14 protein-coding genes and 2 tRNA genes are annotated in these 14,459 nt (G+C 70.6%); 6 read left to right on the forward strand and 10 right to left on the reverse strand.

Annotation, left to right across the window (positions count from 1 at the left end; translation table 11 throughout):
- Both ACZ5UI_RS03400 and ACZ5UI_RS03405 read right to left on the reverse strand, forming a co-directional pair.
- A tRNA-Leu gene (locus tag ACZ5UI_RS03400) sits at window positions 1-84 on the reverse strand.
- Window positions 85-107: 23 nt separating this feature from the next.
- Window positions 108-1,568: a DHA2 family efflux MFS transporter permease subunit gene (locus ACZ5UI_RS03405; protein WP_464194225.1), complete on the reverse strand. Its 1,461-nt coding sequence runs from the start codon at window positions 1,566-1,568 to the stop codon at window positions 108-110.
- 101 nt (window positions 1,569-1,669) lie between these two features.
- Here ACZ5UI_RS03405 and ACZ5UI_RS03410 point away from each other — a divergent pair, with 101 nt between their 5' ends.
- Complete coding sequence (locus ACZ5UI_RS03410) at window positions 1,670-2,341, forward strand: TetR/AcrR family transcriptional regulator (RefSeq protein WP_464194227.1); 672 nt, start codon at window positions 1,670-1,672, stop codon at window positions 2,339-2,341.
- 58 nt (window positions 2,342-2,399) lie between these two features.
- Here ACZ5UI_RS03410 and ACZ5UI_RS03415 read toward each other — a convergent pair whose 3' ends face one another.
- A complete protein-coding gene (locus tag ACZ5UI_RS03415; RefSeq protein ID WP_464194229.1) occupies window positions 2,400-3,575 on the reverse strand; it encodes a methyl-accepting chemotaxis protein in 1,176 nt (391 codons plus the stop codon).
- A 233-nt stretch (window positions 3,576-3,808) separates the two neighbouring features.
- Here ACZ5UI_RS03415 and ACZ5UI_RS03420 point away from each other — a divergent pair.
- A tRNA-Glu gene (locus ACZ5UI_RS03420) sits at window positions 3,809-3,881 on the forward strand.
- A gap of 91 nt (window positions 3,882-3,972) precedes the next feature.
- On the opposite strand, the gene ACZ5UI_RS03425 is transcribed toward ACZ5UI_RS03420, so the two are convergent.
- Window positions 3,973-4,260, reverse strand: a complete 288-nt coding sequence (locus tag ACZ5UI_RS03425) for a hypothetical protein (protein WP_464194231.1) — start codon at window positions 4,258-4,260, stop codon at window positions 3,973-3,975.
- A gap of 89 nt (window positions 4,261-4,349) precedes the next feature.
- On the opposite strand from ACZ5UI_RS03425, the gene ACZ5UI_RS03430 reads away from it, so the two are divergent.
- Window positions 4,350-5,435, forward strand: a complete 1,086-nt coding sequence (locus ACZ5UI_RS03430; RefSeq protein ID WP_464194233.1) for a hypothetical protein — start codon at window positions 4,350-4,352, stop codon at window positions 5,433-5,435.
- Window positions 5,436-5,462: 27 nt separating this feature from the next.
- Here ACZ5UI_RS03430 and ACZ5UI_RS03435 read toward each other — a convergent pair whose 3' ends face one another.
- Window positions 5,463-6,593, reverse strand: a complete 1,131-nt coding sequence (locus ACZ5UI_RS03435) for an FAD-dependent monooxygenase (protein ID WP_464194235.1) — start codon at window positions 6,591-6,593, stop codon at window positions 5,463-5,465.
- A 59-nt stretch (window positions 6,594-6,652) separates the two neighbouring features.
- Here ACZ5UI_RS03435 and ACZ5UI_RS03440 point away from each other — a divergent pair, with 59 nt between their 5' ends.
- The 3 genes from ACZ5UI_RS03440 to ACZ5UI_RS03450 are packed head-to-tail and all read left to right on the forward strand — an operon-like array spanning window position 6,653 to window position 9,838.
- Entirely contained in the window at window positions 6,653-7,642 is a 990-nt protein-coding gene (locus ACZ5UI_RS03440) for a VOC family protein (protein WP_464194237.1), read from the forward strand.
- 1 nt (window position 7,643) lies between these two features.
- Window positions 7,644-8,891, forward strand: coding sequence for an FAD-dependent oxidoreductase (locus ACZ5UI_RS03445; RefSeq protein ID WP_464194239.1), 1,248 nt, complete (start codon window positions 7,644-7,646; stop codon window positions 8,889-8,891).
- On the forward strand, window positions 8,888-9,838 hold the full coding sequence (locus ACZ5UI_RS03450) for a fumarylacetoacetate hydrolase family protein (protein WP_464194241.1): 951 nt from the start codon (window positions 8,888-8,890) through the stop codon (window positions 9,836-9,838). Before ACZ5UI_RS03445 ends, ACZ5UI_RS03450 begins: the two co-directional genes overlap by 4 nt.
- A gap of 4 nt (window positions 9,839-9,842) precedes the next feature.
- Here ACZ5UI_RS03450 and buk read toward each other — a convergent pair whose 3' ends face one another.
- From buk to ACZ5UI_RS03475, 5 genes are read right to left on the reverse strand one after another with little or no spacing between them, the layout of a single operon-like run.
- Entirely contained in the window at window positions 9,843-10,916 is a 1,074-nt protein-coding gene (buk, locus tag ACZ5UI_RS03455; RefSeq protein WP_464194243.1) for a butyrate kinase, read from the reverse strand.
- The gene (locus tag ACZ5UI_RS03460; RefSeq protein WP_464194245.1) at window positions 10,909-11,850 is read right to left on the reverse strand and encodes a phosphate acyltransferase; all 942 of its coding nucleotides are present in this window, start codon (window positions 11,848-11,850) and stop codon (window positions 10,909-10,911) included. Before ACZ5UI_RS03460 ends, buk begins: the two co-directional genes overlap by 8 nt.
- Window positions 11,831-12,778: a beta-keto acid cleavage family enzyme gene (locus ACZ5UI_RS03465; RefSeq protein WP_464194247.1), complete on the reverse strand. Its 948-nt coding sequence runs from the start codon at window positions 12,776-12,778 to the stop codon at window positions 11,831-11,833. The genes ACZ5UI_RS03460 and ACZ5UI_RS03465 overlap by 20 nt, the downstream gene beginning before the upstream one ends.
- Window positions 12,771-13,373 (reverse strand): cupin domain-containing protein, encoded by a 603-nt coding sequence (locus ACZ5UI_RS03470; protein ID WP_464194249.1) that lies wholly within the window; start codon window positions 13,371-13,373, stop codon window positions 12,771-12,773. The genes ACZ5UI_RS03465 and ACZ5UI_RS03470 overlap by 8 nt, the downstream gene beginning before the upstream one ends.
- Window positions 13,370-14,395, reverse strand: a complete 1,026-nt coding sequence (locus ACZ5UI_RS03475; RefSeq protein ID WP_464194251.1) for a fumarylacetoacetate hydrolase family protein — start codon at window positions 14,393-14,395, stop codon at window positions 13,370-13,372. Before ACZ5UI_RS03475 ends, ACZ5UI_RS03470 begins: the two co-directional genes overlap by 4 nt.
- Between the last annotated feature and the right edge of the window lie 64 nt (window positions 14,396-14,459).

A 14,459-nucleotide genomic window follows, 5' to 3' on the forward strand; every position in this document is an offset into this window, starting at 1 on the left:
TGCGGATGAGAGGACTTGAACCTCCACGTCCCGAAGGACACAGGCACCTGAAGCCTGCGCGTCTACCAATTCCGCCACATCCGCAGATGCGCGTTGCAATGTAGCGCCTAGTGCGCGAGCACCGGCTCCGCGGCCGGATCGACCACCGGCACGCCGCGCCGGTAGAGCGCTCCGCTGACCACCGCGCCGACCAGGAAGATGCCGGCCGACCACCAGAACGCGGTCGTGTATCCGTGCACCGAGGCCTGGGCCAGCACGTCCGCGGTCTGCGGCTTGCCGGCGGCGTAGGACGTCACCGCGCTGGCCGCCAGCGTGCTCAGCACCGCGGTGCCGATCGAGCCGCCGACCTGCTGGCCGGTGTTGACCATCGCCGAGGCGATGCCCGCGTCGTGGGCGGCCACGCCCGCCGTGGCGGTGTTCATGGCCGGGGCGAAGATGAAGCCCATCCCCGAGGCCATGATGATCAGCGCCGGGAGCACGTGCGTGAAGTAGCTCGTGTCGGTGCCCACCTGCGTGAGGATCAGCATGCCGATCGCGGCCAGCCCCATGCCGCCGGTGACCAGCGGGCGCGGGCCGAAGCGCGGCACGAGCACGGCGGTGGCCATCGTGGCCGAGACCATGATCGACAGGGCCAGCGGCAGGAAGGCCAGGCCGGTGGTGACCGGCGAGAAGCCCAGGGTCTGCTGCAGGTAGTAGGTCAGGAACAGGAAGACGCCGAACATGCCCGCGCCCGAGATGCCCATGGCCAGGTACGAGGCCCCGCGGTCGCGGTCCAGCACGACGCGCATCGGCAGCAGCGGATGCGTGGCGTGCAGCTGCCGCACGACGAAGGCGATCAACAGGACGACGCCGGCGGCCAGGAACGCGATCGTGCTCGTGGCGCTCCAGCCCTTGGTCTCGGCCTGCGAGAAGCCGTAGACCAGAGCGAACAGGCCGGCGGTCGCCGCGGCGGTGCCCAGCAGGTCGAGCTTGGGCTTGTCGGGGTGACGCTGGCTGGTGATCAGGGTCAGGCCGCCGATCGCGGCGGGCACGGCGAAGATCAGGTTGACGTAGAGGCACCAGCGCCAGCTCAGGTACTCGGTGAGCACGCCGCCGAGCAGGAGGCCGACCGCGCCGCCGGCGCCGGCGACCGCGCCGAAGATGCCGAACGCCTTGCCGCGCTCGCCCGGCTCGCTGAACGTCGTGGTCAGCAGCGACAGGGCGGCGGGGGCGAGCAGCGCGCCGAAGACGCCCTGCAGCGCCCGCGAGGCGACCAGCACCTCGAAGCTCTGGGCCATGCCGCCGATGGCGCTGGCCACGGCGAAGCCGAGCAGGCCGCCGACGAACACCAACCGCCGGCCGAACAGGTCGCCGATGCGACCACCGATCAGCAGCAGGGAGCCGAACGCGAGCGCGTAGGCGGTGATGATCCACTGACGATTGTCATCGGAGAAGCCCAGGTCCGCCTGGGCGGAGGGCAGCGCGATGTTCACGATCGTCGCGTCGAGGACGACCATCAGCTGCGCGATGCCGAGGATCGCGAGGATCCACCAGCGGCGGCTGTGGTGTGGGTTGGCGGTGGCGTTCATGGGGCTCTCGTGTCTCAAGTGGAGGATGCTTCTCAACTTCTTATCGGCAATGTAGCACGAAACTGGAGGGGTGTCGTCCACTTTTGAGTAACATGGGTCACATGTCCGCCGCCGAGACGCCCGCCGCGCCCCGCCCGCTGCGTCGTGACGCCGAGCGCAACCGCCAGCGCATCCTCGAGGCCGCCCGCGTCGTGTTCGCCCGCGACGGCCTGGAGGTCTCGCTCGACGCGATCGCGCGGGAGGCCGGCGTGGGGGTGGGCACCGTCTACCGCCGCTTCGCCGACAAGGAGGAGCTGATCTCGGCGCTCTTCGAGGAGCAGCTCGACCTGTTCGTCGCGCAGGCCGAGGCGGCGTTGAGCGTCGAGGACCCGTGGGAGGGCTTCGTCGCGTTCATGGAGGGCACGGTCGAGCGCCAGTGCGCGGACCGCGGCCTGAAGGAGCTGATGTCCGGCTCGGCCCACGGCCGTGAGCAGATCGGCCGGGCGCGCGACCGGATCGTCCCGCTGGTCACCGAGCTGGTGGAGCGCGCTCAGCGCTCCGGGCAGCTGCGCGCCGACATCGCCCCGTCGGATCTGCCGCTCATCCAGTTCGCGATGGGCTCGGTCGCGGAGTACACGCGCGACGTGGAGCCGGATACCTGGCGCCGCATCCTCACGCTGGTCATCGACGGCATGCGGGCCGAGCGCCAGGCGCCGACGCCGCTGCCGGTCGGGCCGCTCGTGCCTGACCAGGTCGAGTGCGCGATGCGCGAGTGGCGCCCGCGCCGCCGCTAGGGATCGGCGACGCGGGCGCGGTCCTGCTCGCTTGGTCCTTCGTCCTACCTCGTGGGCGTTAGCCCACCAGGGTGAATCGGCCGACCAGGGCGTCCAGCTCGCTTGCGCGGGCGGCGAGCTCCTGGGTGGCAGCGCTGACCTCCTGGGTGGAGGCCGACGACTGCTCGGCCGAAGCTGAGACCTGCTGCGTGGCGGCGCTGGCGTCCTCGGCCACCGCGCGCACGTCGCCGGTCGCCGCCTCGATCTTGGCGACGACCTCGGCGACCTGAGAGACCGAGCTGGCCAGCTCGTTGAACGCCTGCTCGGTGTCGCGTACCGTGGCGGCCGACGACTCGGCCAGCTTGCGCACCTCGTCGGCGACGACGGCGAAGCCGCGCCCGTGCTCGCCGGCGCGGGCGGCCTCGATGGCCGCGTTGAGGGCCAGCAGGTTGGTCTGGTCGGCGATCGAGGCGATCTGCGACGTCATCTCGACGCCCTGGCCGGCGATCTCGTGGGCGGTCGTGGCCAGCGACGCGGCCTCGTGCGACAGCTCCTGCGTGTCGGCGATCGACGTCACCTGCCGCTCGGCGCCGTGGGCCAGATCGGTGGACGCGCGGGCGATCTCGTCGATCGCCTGGCCGGTCTGGACCGCGGTCGCCGACATCTGCTCCGACGCGCCGGCGACGGCCGACGACGTGTTGGCGATGTCGCCGATCAGGTCGCCGATCTGCGTGCGCATGACGTTGTAGGCGCCCAGGCCGCCCTGCGCCCGGCCGAGCATCGTGTTGAACGTCTCGCCCAGCGTGCCCAGGTTGGTGCCCGGCTCGGCGGTCAGCGCCGTGGTGACGGGCTGCGCGTCGACGGTCAGGTCGCCGCGCGTCATCGCGTCCAGGCCCTCGCCGAGGGCGACGAGGCAGTGGTCGCTCAGCGAGGTCAGGCGGGCCTGCAGCTCCTGCAGTGAGGAGTGGTCGCCCAGGGCCGCGCGCATCTCCTCGCGGAAGCTGTTGTAGCCGTTGATGGCGGTCTGCGCCTTGTCGAGCATCCCGTTGAACAGCTCGACCAGCTCGGCGACGTCCCCAGTGGCGTGCGAGTCGGTGATCGGCGTGGTGACGGGCACGACCGCGACGGTCAGGTCGCCCCGGTTGAGGGCGTCCATGCCCGCCACCAGGTCGGTCAGGCAGTTGGCGTCGAGGCTCGTCAGGCGGTCCTTGAGCTCGGCGATGGTGGCGGCGTTACGGCTGCGAGAGAGGGGCATGATTGACATCCATGTCTTTCACTAGGTGGGACCAATAGGACCAGCGTTTGTCCTCCGTTCGCCTCATCCCCACATCGGGGATCACGCTTCGACCAAAGCATGGACTTCTGTACGACCGGCAGAGCGCCGACGCGCCACAACCGGTTGGACCAGTTCAACCGTTTGCTCAGTTGTTCGAGTAAAGCGGCGACGATTCTGAGATCCGGGTTGCTACCCTGTTTCAGCGTTCACCTGCCGCTATCGTCCAGGGGACTAGGACGCCGCCCTCTCACGGCGGAAACCGGGGTTCGAATCCCCGTAGCGGTACTCTCAAAGCCCCCGATCTGATCGGGGGTTTTGTCGTTCTGAGGGAGTGTGCGCGACAGCCAGCGCGACAATCGCGCGTTCCGAGCAGCGACTATCGCTCCCGCGAGCGCTTCGGCTTGGTTCGGGGCGGCGAGGTCTGGCCGGCGCGAGACGGGGCGGAGGGGTGGTGTGGCCCGACCCATTCGTCCGGCGTCACGTCGGGCGCCCAGCCGTCATGCAGCGCGGCGTCGTACTGGATCCACAGCTCCATCCGCTGGGACGGCGTCATGGCCTCGAAGTCGGCCTTGGTGACGTCGTGCGCGACGAGCCACCAGCTGTAGCCCCAGCCAGGCGCTGAGCCGGGGCGGAGTCGCCCTTTGTCGTCGAAGGCGAGCGTCACAGACCCAGCTTCCCGCATCTGGTGACGAGTGGTGAGGTCTCGTCCGTTTCGATACGCTACGCACCGTTCCGTTACGCGAGGAGAGTTAGATGGCTTCGGAAGTCGACCACCCTGTGCTGCTCGTGGGCAGCATGCCGTACGACACCGTCGAGGAAGGGATGCGCACCGCCGGCGAGCTGATCGGCGACCAGCTGCTGGGCATCCCGGACGGGGAGGTGGGGTTGCGCAAGATCTGGATCGGCTTCCTGCCGCGCACCGTCTACTCCCAGCATCCCGACCTGCGCGTCACGCGCTCACCCGACGGCGGCGTGCAGACCCAGCCCGACGCCAAGCCCGACGTGTGGGAGGCGTCGTTCCTGTTCGCGCTGAACCCCGGCGTCACCGAGCTGCACTTCGACGACCTCGGCTACGCGACCGAGGCGCTGACGTCATACGAGACGTTCAAGCAGCTGCGCGCCGACGGCGTGATCCCCGACGGCGTCCGCTTCCAGGTCTGCCTGCCCGCCACGGGCAGCGCGGTCTCCTACTTCTTCAGCGAGCCCGACGAGTGGCCGATCATCCACGCCGCCTACCACGAGGCGATCGGCCGGGAGATCGAGAAGATCCTCGAGGTCGTGCCGGCCGAGGACCTGCAGATCCAGTTCGACTTCGCCATGGAGTTCGTGGATCTGGCCTCCGGCGACGGCGTCAGCATCGGCCACTGGCCGCATGAAACCTTCGACCAGAAGATCGAGCGCCACGCCGCCACGGTCGGCCCGCTGACCGAGAAGGTCCCCGACGACGTGCTGCTCGGCATCCACTGGTGCTACGGCACCTGGGGCGGCTGGCCCATGAAGGACATGGGCGACCTGTCGGCGTGCGTTCGCATGTCCAACGAGGCCAAGCAGCGCAGCGCCCACGACCTGTCCTACATCCACATGCCCGTCGTGGCCGAGCCCGACGACGCGTTCTTCGCGCCGCTGGACGACCTCGACATTGGCGACACCGTCGTCTACCTCGGACTCGTCCACACCGACGGCGCCGAGGGCTGCCGCGAGCGCATCGCGCTCGCCCACCGCCACCTGGACCACTTCGGCATCGGCGCCGTCTGCGGCTACGGACGCGTCGACCCAGCGGAGCTGCCCGACATCTTCCGCCTGCACCAGGCGTGCTCGCACGTCCTCAGCGAGGCCTGACGCCCCGCTGAGACCGGCTGGCGCAGGTCACATGGCCTGCGCCAGCAGCATGTGGCTCTCACCCATCAGCCGCATGCCCTCCTGCCCGTCGTTGTTGGGGTCCTGCTCGAGCTCGCAGATGCGCAGCGAATTCTCGTAGATCGGGATGACCCGGGCCTGCCGGCGCTCGTCCCACGCGCGCAACGCCACGTCGATGTCGCCGCCGGCCTGCTCCAGCTCCTGGGTGAGGACCACCGCGTCCTCGATCGCCATCCCGCCACCCGACGTCAGCTGCGGCGTGAGCGCATGCGCGGCGTCGCCCAGCAGCGCGACACGGCCGCGGTACCAGGGCCCGGGCATCAAGAGCACGTCGTAAGGGCGGAAGCTGATGTGCCGCGTGTCGTCGATCTCGGCCGCGGCCTTCACGAGCTCCGGCGCGTCGAACGGGGCGAAGCGCTCGCGCAGCAACTCGCCGAGCTGATCGGCGGGCATGCGCACCCGCTCGTCGGTGTGCTCCAGGTAGAACAGGTAGGCCAGGTCGTGCGACAGCGGCAGGCCGCCGATCGTGTGCCGGCCCGATCGGTAGAGCGCCAGGCCGTTGAGGTTCTCCGGGCGCGGGATCGTGTAGCGCCAGCCGCTCTCGCCGGTGAAGCGCGGGGCGTGATCGCCGAACACCGCGGCGCGCGTCTTGGAGTAGACGCCGTCGGCGGCCACGACCAGGTCGGCGCGCAGGGTCTGGCCGTCCGACAGCGTCACCGAAGCGCCGTCGGCGTCCTGATCGATCGCCGTCGCGGCGGTGTCGAAGCGAACGACGGCGCCGCTGTCGCGGGCGCGCTGCTCGAGCACATCGGCCAGGCGGGTGCGCATGATCCCGATCGCCCGGGGCCCGTCGGGCCGGAAGACCGGGGGGAGGGGCTGCTCGTGGACGACGGCGCCGCCGGCGTCGCGCATAGAGACGGCGTCCCAGCCGAAGCCGGCCGCGACGATCTCGTCGGCGAGGTCGATCTCGTCCAACGCTCGTAACGCGTTGCCCAGCAGCGTCATGCCGGTGCCCAGGCGGTCGCCTCGACCGCCGGCCTCGACCACCTCGACGCCGTATCCGGCGCGCGCGAGTCCGTACGCGAGGGTCAGACCCCCGATGCCGCCGCCGATGACGACGACGCTCTCCTCCGTAGTCATGTCCCCAAGCCTACACACTTCTGATACGCTCCGTTTCGTACAGAGTCGGAGGAGAGTCCATGCCGCATCGCCCGTTGTCCATGCTGTCGCACGTCGAGCTGATGACGCCGAAGCTCGACGAGTCCGTCGCGTTCGCCCGCGACATCCTCGGCCTGCACGTCGTGCGCGAGGAGAGCGATTCCGTCTACCTGCGCTGTTGGGGTGATCACTACGCCTACAGCCTGGTCCTCACGGAGGGGCCCGAGCCCGCGCTCGGCCACGGCGCCTTCCGCAGCTGGAACGCCGAGCAGCTGGACATCGCCGTCGCCTCGGTCGAGGCCGCCGGCATCCAGGGGGAGTGGATCGAGTCCTCCTTCGGTCACGGGCGGGCGTACCGCTTCGTCGGACCGGCCGGGCACCCGACCGAGCTGTTCTGGGACGTCGACCGCGCGGTCGCGCCTGCCGGTGAGGAGTCGCCCTACCCGGAGCGTCCGCAGCGGCGCAGCACCCGCGGCATCGGCGTGCGTCTGCTCGACCATCTCACCGTCACTGCACCCGACGTGCGCGAGGCCATGTACTGGCACCGCGACGTCCTCGACTTCCGCCTCATGGCCGCGGTCGAGCCCGAGCCGGGCGGACCGTGGTTCTTCGGCGTCGCGACGAACAACGAGAAGTCCCACGACTACGGCTTCATCCTCGACTTCGACGGGACCCCCGGGCGCCTGCACCACGTCGCGTTCTGGGTCGAGACCAACCACGACCTGACCGAGGGCGCCAAGCTCATCCTCGAGCACGGCCACGACGTGGACTACGGGCCGGGCCAGCACGGCATCGGCGAGCAGAACTACCTGTACTTCCGCGACCCCGCCGGTCTGCGCTACGAGCTGAACTCGGGCGGCTATCGCAACTACGTGCCCGACTGGGAGCCGGTTCTCTGGCGCGTCGAGGACGGGCCCAACAACTCGTTCCGCACCGAGATCGGCCTGCCCGCGGTGCACATGGTCGCCATCCCGCCGGGTCTCGTCGGACGCAGCGACGAGATGCTCGAAGGCTTCGTCGCCCGCGGCTGACATGGCTTCGCGCGGACGCGTCGGCGTCGTCGGCGCCGGGCCCGGTGGCATGGCCACCGGCTTGGCGATGCACCGCCTCGGCTACGAGGTCGTGCTGCTGGAGCGCTACCCGGAGGTGCGCGCCGCCGGGAACATCCTGAACCTGTGGCCGCCGCCGCAGAAGGTGCTCGAGCTGATCGGCGTCGACATCAAGGATCTCGGCGCGCCCTGCCACACGACGCTGCGCCGGTGGGACGGGCACCAGCGCGCGGAGTTCCGGCTGCCCAAGGCGGTCGTGGACGAGTACAACGGCGGCTTCATCGGACTGGTGCGCTGGGGTCTCTACAAGCGGATGCTCGACACGCTGCCGCCGGGGATGCTCCGCCTCGGTCAGCCCGTCACGGGCTTCGAGGACCGCGGCGACCGCGTCGTCGTGCACATCGACGGGCGTGAGGACCTCGAGGTCGATCTGCTCGTCGGCTCAGACGGGCTGAACTCGGTCGTGCGCAAGCAGCTGTGGGGCGACGAGCCGATCCGCGAGCAGAACATCCACCTGATGGCGGGCTGGTTCACCTTCGACGGGCCCGTCCCGACGCAGGGCGTCTTCGCGCACGACCGCACCCGTCAGGGCAGCTACACGCCGATCCTCCACGAGGGCAAGCCGGGCTACGAGTGGTGGATGCTCGAGGCCCACGACGCCGCCGAGCCCTTCGACGAGCCCGTCAAGGAGTACGCGCTGGAGCACGTCGGGCATTTCGCCGAGCCACTGGCGTCGCTCATCGCCCAGACCGACCCGGAGAACTGCTTCCGCTGGCAGATCCGCGACCGGCCGCCGCTGAAGCAGTGGTCCCAGGGCCGCGTCACGCTCGTCGGCGACGCCTGCCACCCGACGTCTCCGTACGCCGCGTACGGCGCCGGCATGTCGATCGAGGACGGGTACTTCCTCGCCGCCGCGCTGGCCGAGGCCGACATCGCCGACCGCGACCAGGTCCAGGCGGCGTTGCAGCGCTACGAGGACTGGCGCAAGCCGCACACGCGCAAGATGACCGAGCAGGCCCGCCAGCTCGGGAAGATGTTCCATCACACACCCGCGCCCGTGCGTGTCCTGCGCGACCTCGTCTTCGACCACACGCCGTTCCTCCAGAAGGTCAACGGCGACGCCACCCCGCGCCACATCCTCAAGCAGCTGGACGAGATCGATGCCACGGAGGCGAGCCTGTCGCGCGCCGGCCTCACGTCGCCGCTGACCACGACGGCAGGAGCCGCATGACGGACTTCGCCCTCGGCCGCTTCGAAGGCCAAGACGGCCCATTCACCGGCGCGGTCTTCCACGGCGGCGTCGCCGCTGTGAGCGAGCTGCTCCCCGGTTGGCAGGACACCGGCATCCCCGGCCTGCTCGACGACTGGGACGCGAACATCCGGCGGATCGCCGACGCGCTCGAGGACGCCCCGGCCCAGGCCGAGGCCGACCTCCGCCGCCTGGTGCCGATCGTTCCTCGCCAGCTGCTGGGTGCGGGAATGAACTACCGCACGCACGTCATCGACCTGATGGTCGACTCGCAGGCCGGATCGCGCCCGGACATGACGCCGGAGGAGATCCGCATTGAGGTGACCGCGGTCATGGACGAACGCGCACGCTCCGGCGTCCCGCTCGTCTTCGCCGGCCTGCCGTCCTCGATCACCGGACCCGACGACGACGTGCAGCTGCGCGCCGACAGCGACCAGACCGACTGGGAGCTCGAGCTGGGCGCGGTCATCGCCCGCGACACCCGGCACGTCGGTCGCGAGGACGCGCTCTCGTGCGTGGCCGGCTGGACCATCGTCAACGACCTCACCGCGCGCAACTTCGTGCCGCGCAAGGACGCGGGCCCGGTCTCCGTGGACTGGCTGCGGTCCAAGTGCGCGCCGACGTTCAAGCCGCTGGGGCCGTACGTGGTCCCGTCGGCGTTCGTGAAGGATCCGCAGGACCTGACGATCACACTACGCCTCAACGGCGACGTGATGCAGGACGAGAGCACCGCAGACATGATCTTCGACGTCGCCGCGCTCATCGCGTACCTCTCCGACGAGATCCAGCTGCTGGCCGGCGACGTGGTGATGACCGGCTCGCCGGCCGGCAACGGCACGCACTACGGGCGGTTCCTGCGCGACGGCGACGTGCTCGAAGGCGAGATCACCGGGCTCGGTACGCAGCGCAACCGCTGCGTCGGTCCGTGACCAGCTAGATGGTCTGCGCGTCCTCGTCGCCGGCGAGGACGCGCAGTGTCCCTTCGGCGAGCGCGACCAGCTCGTCCTCGCCCGGGTACACGCCAACAGGCGCGATCCAGTCGACGCGTTCGCTGATCGCGGCGACGAGCTGCTCGGCGTGCGCCATGCCTCCGGTCAGCAGGATCGCGTCGACGCGGCCGCGCAGGGGCGCGGCGGCTGCGGCGATCTCGCGGGTGATCTGGTGGACCATCGCCTCCATCACGAGCGTCGCGTCTGGGTCGCCGCTGCTGGCCCGGCGCAGTGCCTCGGAGACGTCGCGGGTTCCGAGGTACGCGAGTAGGCCGCCTTCGCGGAACAGCATGTCCTCCACGGCGCGGCGGTCGTGGCGACCGCTGAAGCACAGCTCCACCAGAGCCACGGCGGGCACGCCGCCGGCGCGCTCAGGGGAGAACGCGCCCTCCTCGCGCGAGTTGGTCACGTCGATCATGCGGCCCGCTGCGTGGGAGGACACGGAGATGCCGCTGCCCAGGTGGGCGACGATCAGCCGGAGATCTTCGTAGCTGCGGCCGATCTCCCGAGCGTGGCGCTTGGCCACGGCCTTGGTGTTCAGGGCGTGTGACAGGCACTCGCGCGGCAGCGCCGGATGACCGGACAGGCGCACGTGCGCGGGCCACTCGTCGACCGCGACGGGGTCGACGACGTAGGCGTCGACACCCGCCGAGCCGGCCAGCTCGGCGGCGAGCACCGCTCCGAGGTTCGATGCATGCTCACCGCGCTCGTGGCGCTCCAGGAGCTCGAGCATCCGGTCGTCGACGCGGTAGGTGCCGCTGGGCAGCGGCGGCAGCAGGCCGCCACGGCCGGCGACGGCGGTCAGCTCGACCGGGTCGACCTCCTGCTCGTCCAGCCAGGTTCGGATGGCCGCGGCGCGCATCTCGCGTTGGTCGAGGATCGGCCGCCCGCGGAAGGCGGCCAGCTGATCCTCCGCGTGAACGACGCTCGCCGTCGCGGACTGCCGTGCGCCGCGGAACAGGCCGACCTTGGTGGAGCTGGACCCGGGGTTGATGGCCAGGATCAGGGGGTCAGGCATCGCTGCTGCAGATCACGCCTAGCGCGATCGATGTGAGCTTGTCCTGCGCGCTCTCGACCCGCGATGGGATCAGCACGGGCACCTTCGCGCCGACGATGACGTGTCCCAGGACGCTCTGGCCCAGGTACTTGGCCGCCTTGCCGAGGTGGTTGCCGGCCTCGATGGAGGCGGCGACCAGGCAGTCGGCGTGGCCGGCGACCGGGTGGTCGATGCCCTTGGCCACGGCCGCCGACGGCAGCAGCGCGTTGTCGAGCGCGAGCGGACCGAACACCTCGCACTCGCCGAAGTCGCCGTGCGCTCCCTCCGCGCTGAGCGCCTGGGCGTCGAGGGTCGAGGGGACGGCCTGGGTGACGACCTCAGTGGCGCTCATGATCGCGATGCGCGGGCGCGCGAAGCCGAGCCGGTGGAGCAGATCGACGGCGTTGCGCACGATGTCGCGCTTGTCGGCCAACGTGGGGGCGATGGTCAGACCGCCGTCGGTGATGCCGACCAGTCGCGCGTCGCCCTGGAGGCGGTCCTCGTAGAACGCGACGTCGCTGAGCAGGCGGTCGGTGCGCAGGCCGGCGTAGCGGGCCAGGACGGCGCGCAGCAGCTGATCGGTCCGCAGCGCGCCCTTCATGAGCACGTCCACCTCGCCCGCGCCTGCCGCCCGGGCCGCCTGCCCGGCCGCGCCCTCGGGGCCGTCGGCGGGCACCACCTCGCAGCGGTCCAGCAGACCCACGGGAGCCTTGGCCGCGATCGCCGACAGGTCGCCGTAGAGGACGGGCGTGACGATGCCCAGGTCGACGGCGTCGGCGACCGCCTCCAGCGCCACGCCGTCGTTCGCGCACACGACGGCCAGACGCGCCGGACGGCGGCCGCGCGCCATCTCGCGCAGCTGGGCGAGCGTGCGCGGGCGCGCGTCCGCCGGCGCCTCAGACGGAGGAGAACTCATCGCCGGCGCGCTCCATGTCCAGCGGCGGGTCGTTGAGTGGCTGCTCGTGGGCGACGAGGGCGTCGGGCAGCTGGCCGTCGCGGCGTCCGCGGGTGCCGAGGATCTCGCGCGCCTCGCTGGGCGTCGCGGGACGCAACTGCAGCTCCGCGGCGATGCGCACCGCGCGTTCGACGAGCTGGGCGTTGTCGCGGGCCATCTCGCTGCGGCTGTAGCGGACGTTGTCCTCGAGCCCGACCCGGATGTTCAGGCCCATGGCCAGACCCATCGTGGTCAGCGGCAACTGCGCCCGGCCGATGCCGATGACGCTGCAGTTGGAGCCGGCGGGCAACCGGGAGACCATGTGCGCGAGGTTCTGCCAGGTGCCGCGCGCGGCGCTCTGCCCGGGCGCGTTGAGCACCAGGCCGACGTTCAGGGGCGCTTGCAGCAGGCCGGAGTCGACGAGGCGCTCGACCTCCTCGAGCATCGTCGGGTTGTAGACCTCCAGCTCGGGCTTGACGCCGCGGTCGAGCATCTCGCGGGCGAACCACTCGATCTGCGCCCGCGGGTTGTCGAGCATCAGGGCGCGGCCGTCGCGCGTGAAGAACAGGACGTGGCCCATGTTCAGCGAGCACATCTCGGGGCTGATCAGCGCGGTGCTCAGGCGCTGCTCGTAGGTCTGCGTCAGTCCGCCGCCGGTGGTCAGCTGCACGATCGCGTCGGTCTGCGCGCACAGCTGCGTGTGGATCTCGCGGTAGACCTCCTTGTCGGTCGTGTTGCGCCCGTCGGGGTCTCGCGCGTGGACGTGCAGCACCGCGGCGCCCGCCTCCCATGCGGCGACGCCCTGGGCGACGATCTCGTCGGGCTGCTCGGGCAGCGCCGGCGTGGTCGCCTTGTCGTGGTAGCCGCCGGTGAGGGCGCAGGTGATGATCGGCGGGCGCGCGTCAGGCATCGGGCAGCGCGTCGATGAGGACGAACGCCATGCGGCACGGGCGGTCGCTGCGGTTGGACCACGCGTGGTTGGTGCCGCGTTGGACGAGCACGTCCCCGGGGCGCAGCAGGCACTCTCCGACGTCCATCAGCGCCCAGATCTCGCCTTCGAGCACGATGGCGTAGTCGATCGTCTGGGTCTTGTGGAACCAGAAGTGGCGCGGGTCGCTCTCGGCGTCCTGGCCCGCAGCGTGAGCGTCCGCGCCGCCGATCTCGCGGAACATCTGCGCGATGTCGATGCCGTCGTAGCGGCTGTCGGGCGGGAAGTCGGCGACCCGGAAGATCGTGCCGTTCTCGGGCGGGCCGATCGGCGGAACCATCCCGGCCGGCGCGGCGTCCTCCCGCCCGGCGTTGGACGCCGGCGCGGAGTCGGTGATCCACATCACGCGGGCGACGAGGTCGGGCACCGTCGCGGGCGCGTTGCTGTGCGGGGCCGGCCCGTCGCTGACGATGATCGAGCGGCCCTCGTCGTCGTGCCCGGTGACGACGCGGCGGACCGGCTCCAGCAGTTGCAGGTCCTCCGCGAGCGACAGTCGCGCGGCGGTCTGGTCGCTCACGACGCCACCGCCTCGAAGGGGTTCTCGCGCGGCTGCGGCCACCACGGGTACTCCTCGGGCTGCTCGGTGAAGCGGTTGCGCAGGACGCCGACGCCCTCGATCTCCAGCTCGACGGTGTCGCCCGGGTTGAGGTGGCGGCCCAGCTCCAGCGCCGATCCGTTGCCGACGGTGCCCGAGCCGATGATGTCGCCGGGCTGCACGACATCGCCGATCGAGACGTAGGCGATCAGCTCGGCGGCCGAGTAGATCATCCCCTCGCTGATCCCGGTGGCCCACTGCTCCCCGTTGACCCGCACGCTCATCGACAGCTGATCCAGCGGCGGCAGGTCCGGGTCGCCGATGGTGGTGATCCACGGGCCGATGCCGTAGGCGAAGTCCTTGCACTTCTGCGGACCCATACCGACGCCCATCTCGCGAGCCTGGATGTCGCGCGCGGAGAAGTCGTTGAAGATCGTCAGCCCGAACAGCAGATCCTCGGCCTGCTCGGGCGTGAGGTTGCGCCCGCGGCCACCGACGACGAAGCCGAGCTCCAGCTCGTAGTCGAGCCTCTGCGCGAAGGACGGGAAGGGGATCTCCTCGTCGTGGCCGTAGACGACACCGGTCGAGCCCTTGAAGTACCCGGGTGTGCGGAAGAGCTGCGGGTTGGGCGCCCCGACTCCGAGCGCCTCTCCGTACTGCTTCATGTGTAGCGGGAAGGTCAGCGAGTCACGGATCACCGGCGGGTCCAGCGCGGCGATCCACTGCACCGCGTTGATGTCAAGCGTCGCGTCGTCGGCTGCTGTGGCGTCGGCCCGCTCAGCCGCGGCCAGGAACACCGCGCCGAGGGAGATCGCGTCGGACATGCTGGGCGGGAAGATGGCGTCGCTCACGCGCCGGGAGGCCTCGGCGGTCGCGCCCTGGTCCAGCAGCCGCAGGCGCTCGGCCGCGGCCAGGTCGACCACGCGGCCGTCGTCCGGATGCACCGCGACCAGGCGCGGCGTGGGGCCGTCGAGCCCCGTTCTCGTGATGCGTCCCAACTTCATTCTGCGACTCTCCTCCGTTTGAATCGCGCCGTATCGTATCGCATCGTCAAGTGGAAACCACCGA

It is taken from the genome of Conexibacter sp. JCM 18997 (assembly GCF_055391915.1).

Excerpts from the sequence above, each read along its gene's own strand:
- ACZ5UI_RS03405 (WP_464194225.1), bottom strand. The coding sequence starts at position 1,568 with ATGAACGCCACCGCCAACCCACACCACAGCCGCCGCTGGTGGATCCTC.
- ACZ5UI_RS03410 (WP_464194227.1), top strand. The coding sequence starts at position 1,670 with ATGTCCGCCGCCGAGACGCCCGCCGCGCCCCGCCCGCTGCGTCGTGAC.
- ACZ5UI_RS03415 (WP_464194229.1), bottom strand. The coding sequence starts at position 3,575 with ATGCCCCTCTCTCGCAGCCGTAACGCCGCCACCATCGCCGAGCTCAAG.
- ACZ5UI_RS03430 (WP_464194233.1), top strand. The coding sequence starts at position 4,350 with ATGGCTTCGGAAGTCGACCACCCTGTGCTGCTCGTGGGCAGCATGCCG.
- ACZ5UI_RS03435 (WP_464194235.1), bottom strand. The coding sequence starts at position 6,593 with ATGACTACGGAGGAGAGCGTCGTCGTCATCGGCGGCGGCATCGGGGGT.
- ACZ5UI_RS03440 (WP_464194237.1), top strand. The coding sequence starts at position 6,653 with ATGCCGCATCGCCCGTTGTCCATGCTGTCGCACGTCGAGCTGATGACG.
- ACZ5UI_RS03445 (WP_464194239.1), top strand. The coding sequence starts at position 7,644 with ATGGCTTCGCGCGGACGCGTCGGCGTCGTCGGCGCCGGGCCCGGTGGC.
- ACZ5UI_RS03450 (WP_464194241.1), top strand. The coding sequence starts at position 8,888 with ATGACGGACTTCGCCCTCGGCCGCTTCGAAGGCCAAGACGGCCCATTC.
- buk (WP_464194243.1), bottom strand. The coding sequence starts at position 10,916 with ATGCCTGACCCCCTGATCCTGGCCATCAACCCCGGGTCCAGCTCCACC.
- ACZ5UI_RS03460 (WP_464194245.1), bottom strand. The coding sequence starts at position 11,850 with ATGAGTTCTCCTCCGTCTGAGGCGCCGGCGGACGCGCGCCCGCGCACG.
- ACZ5UI_RS03465 (WP_464194247.1), bottom strand. The coding sequence starts at position 12,778 with ATGCCTGACGCGCGCCCGCCGATCATCACCTGCGCCCTCACCGGCGGC.
- ACZ5UI_RS03475 (WP_464194251.1), bottom strand. The coding sequence starts at position 14,395 with ATGAAGTTGGGACGCATCACGAGAACGGGGCTCGACGGCCCCACGCCG.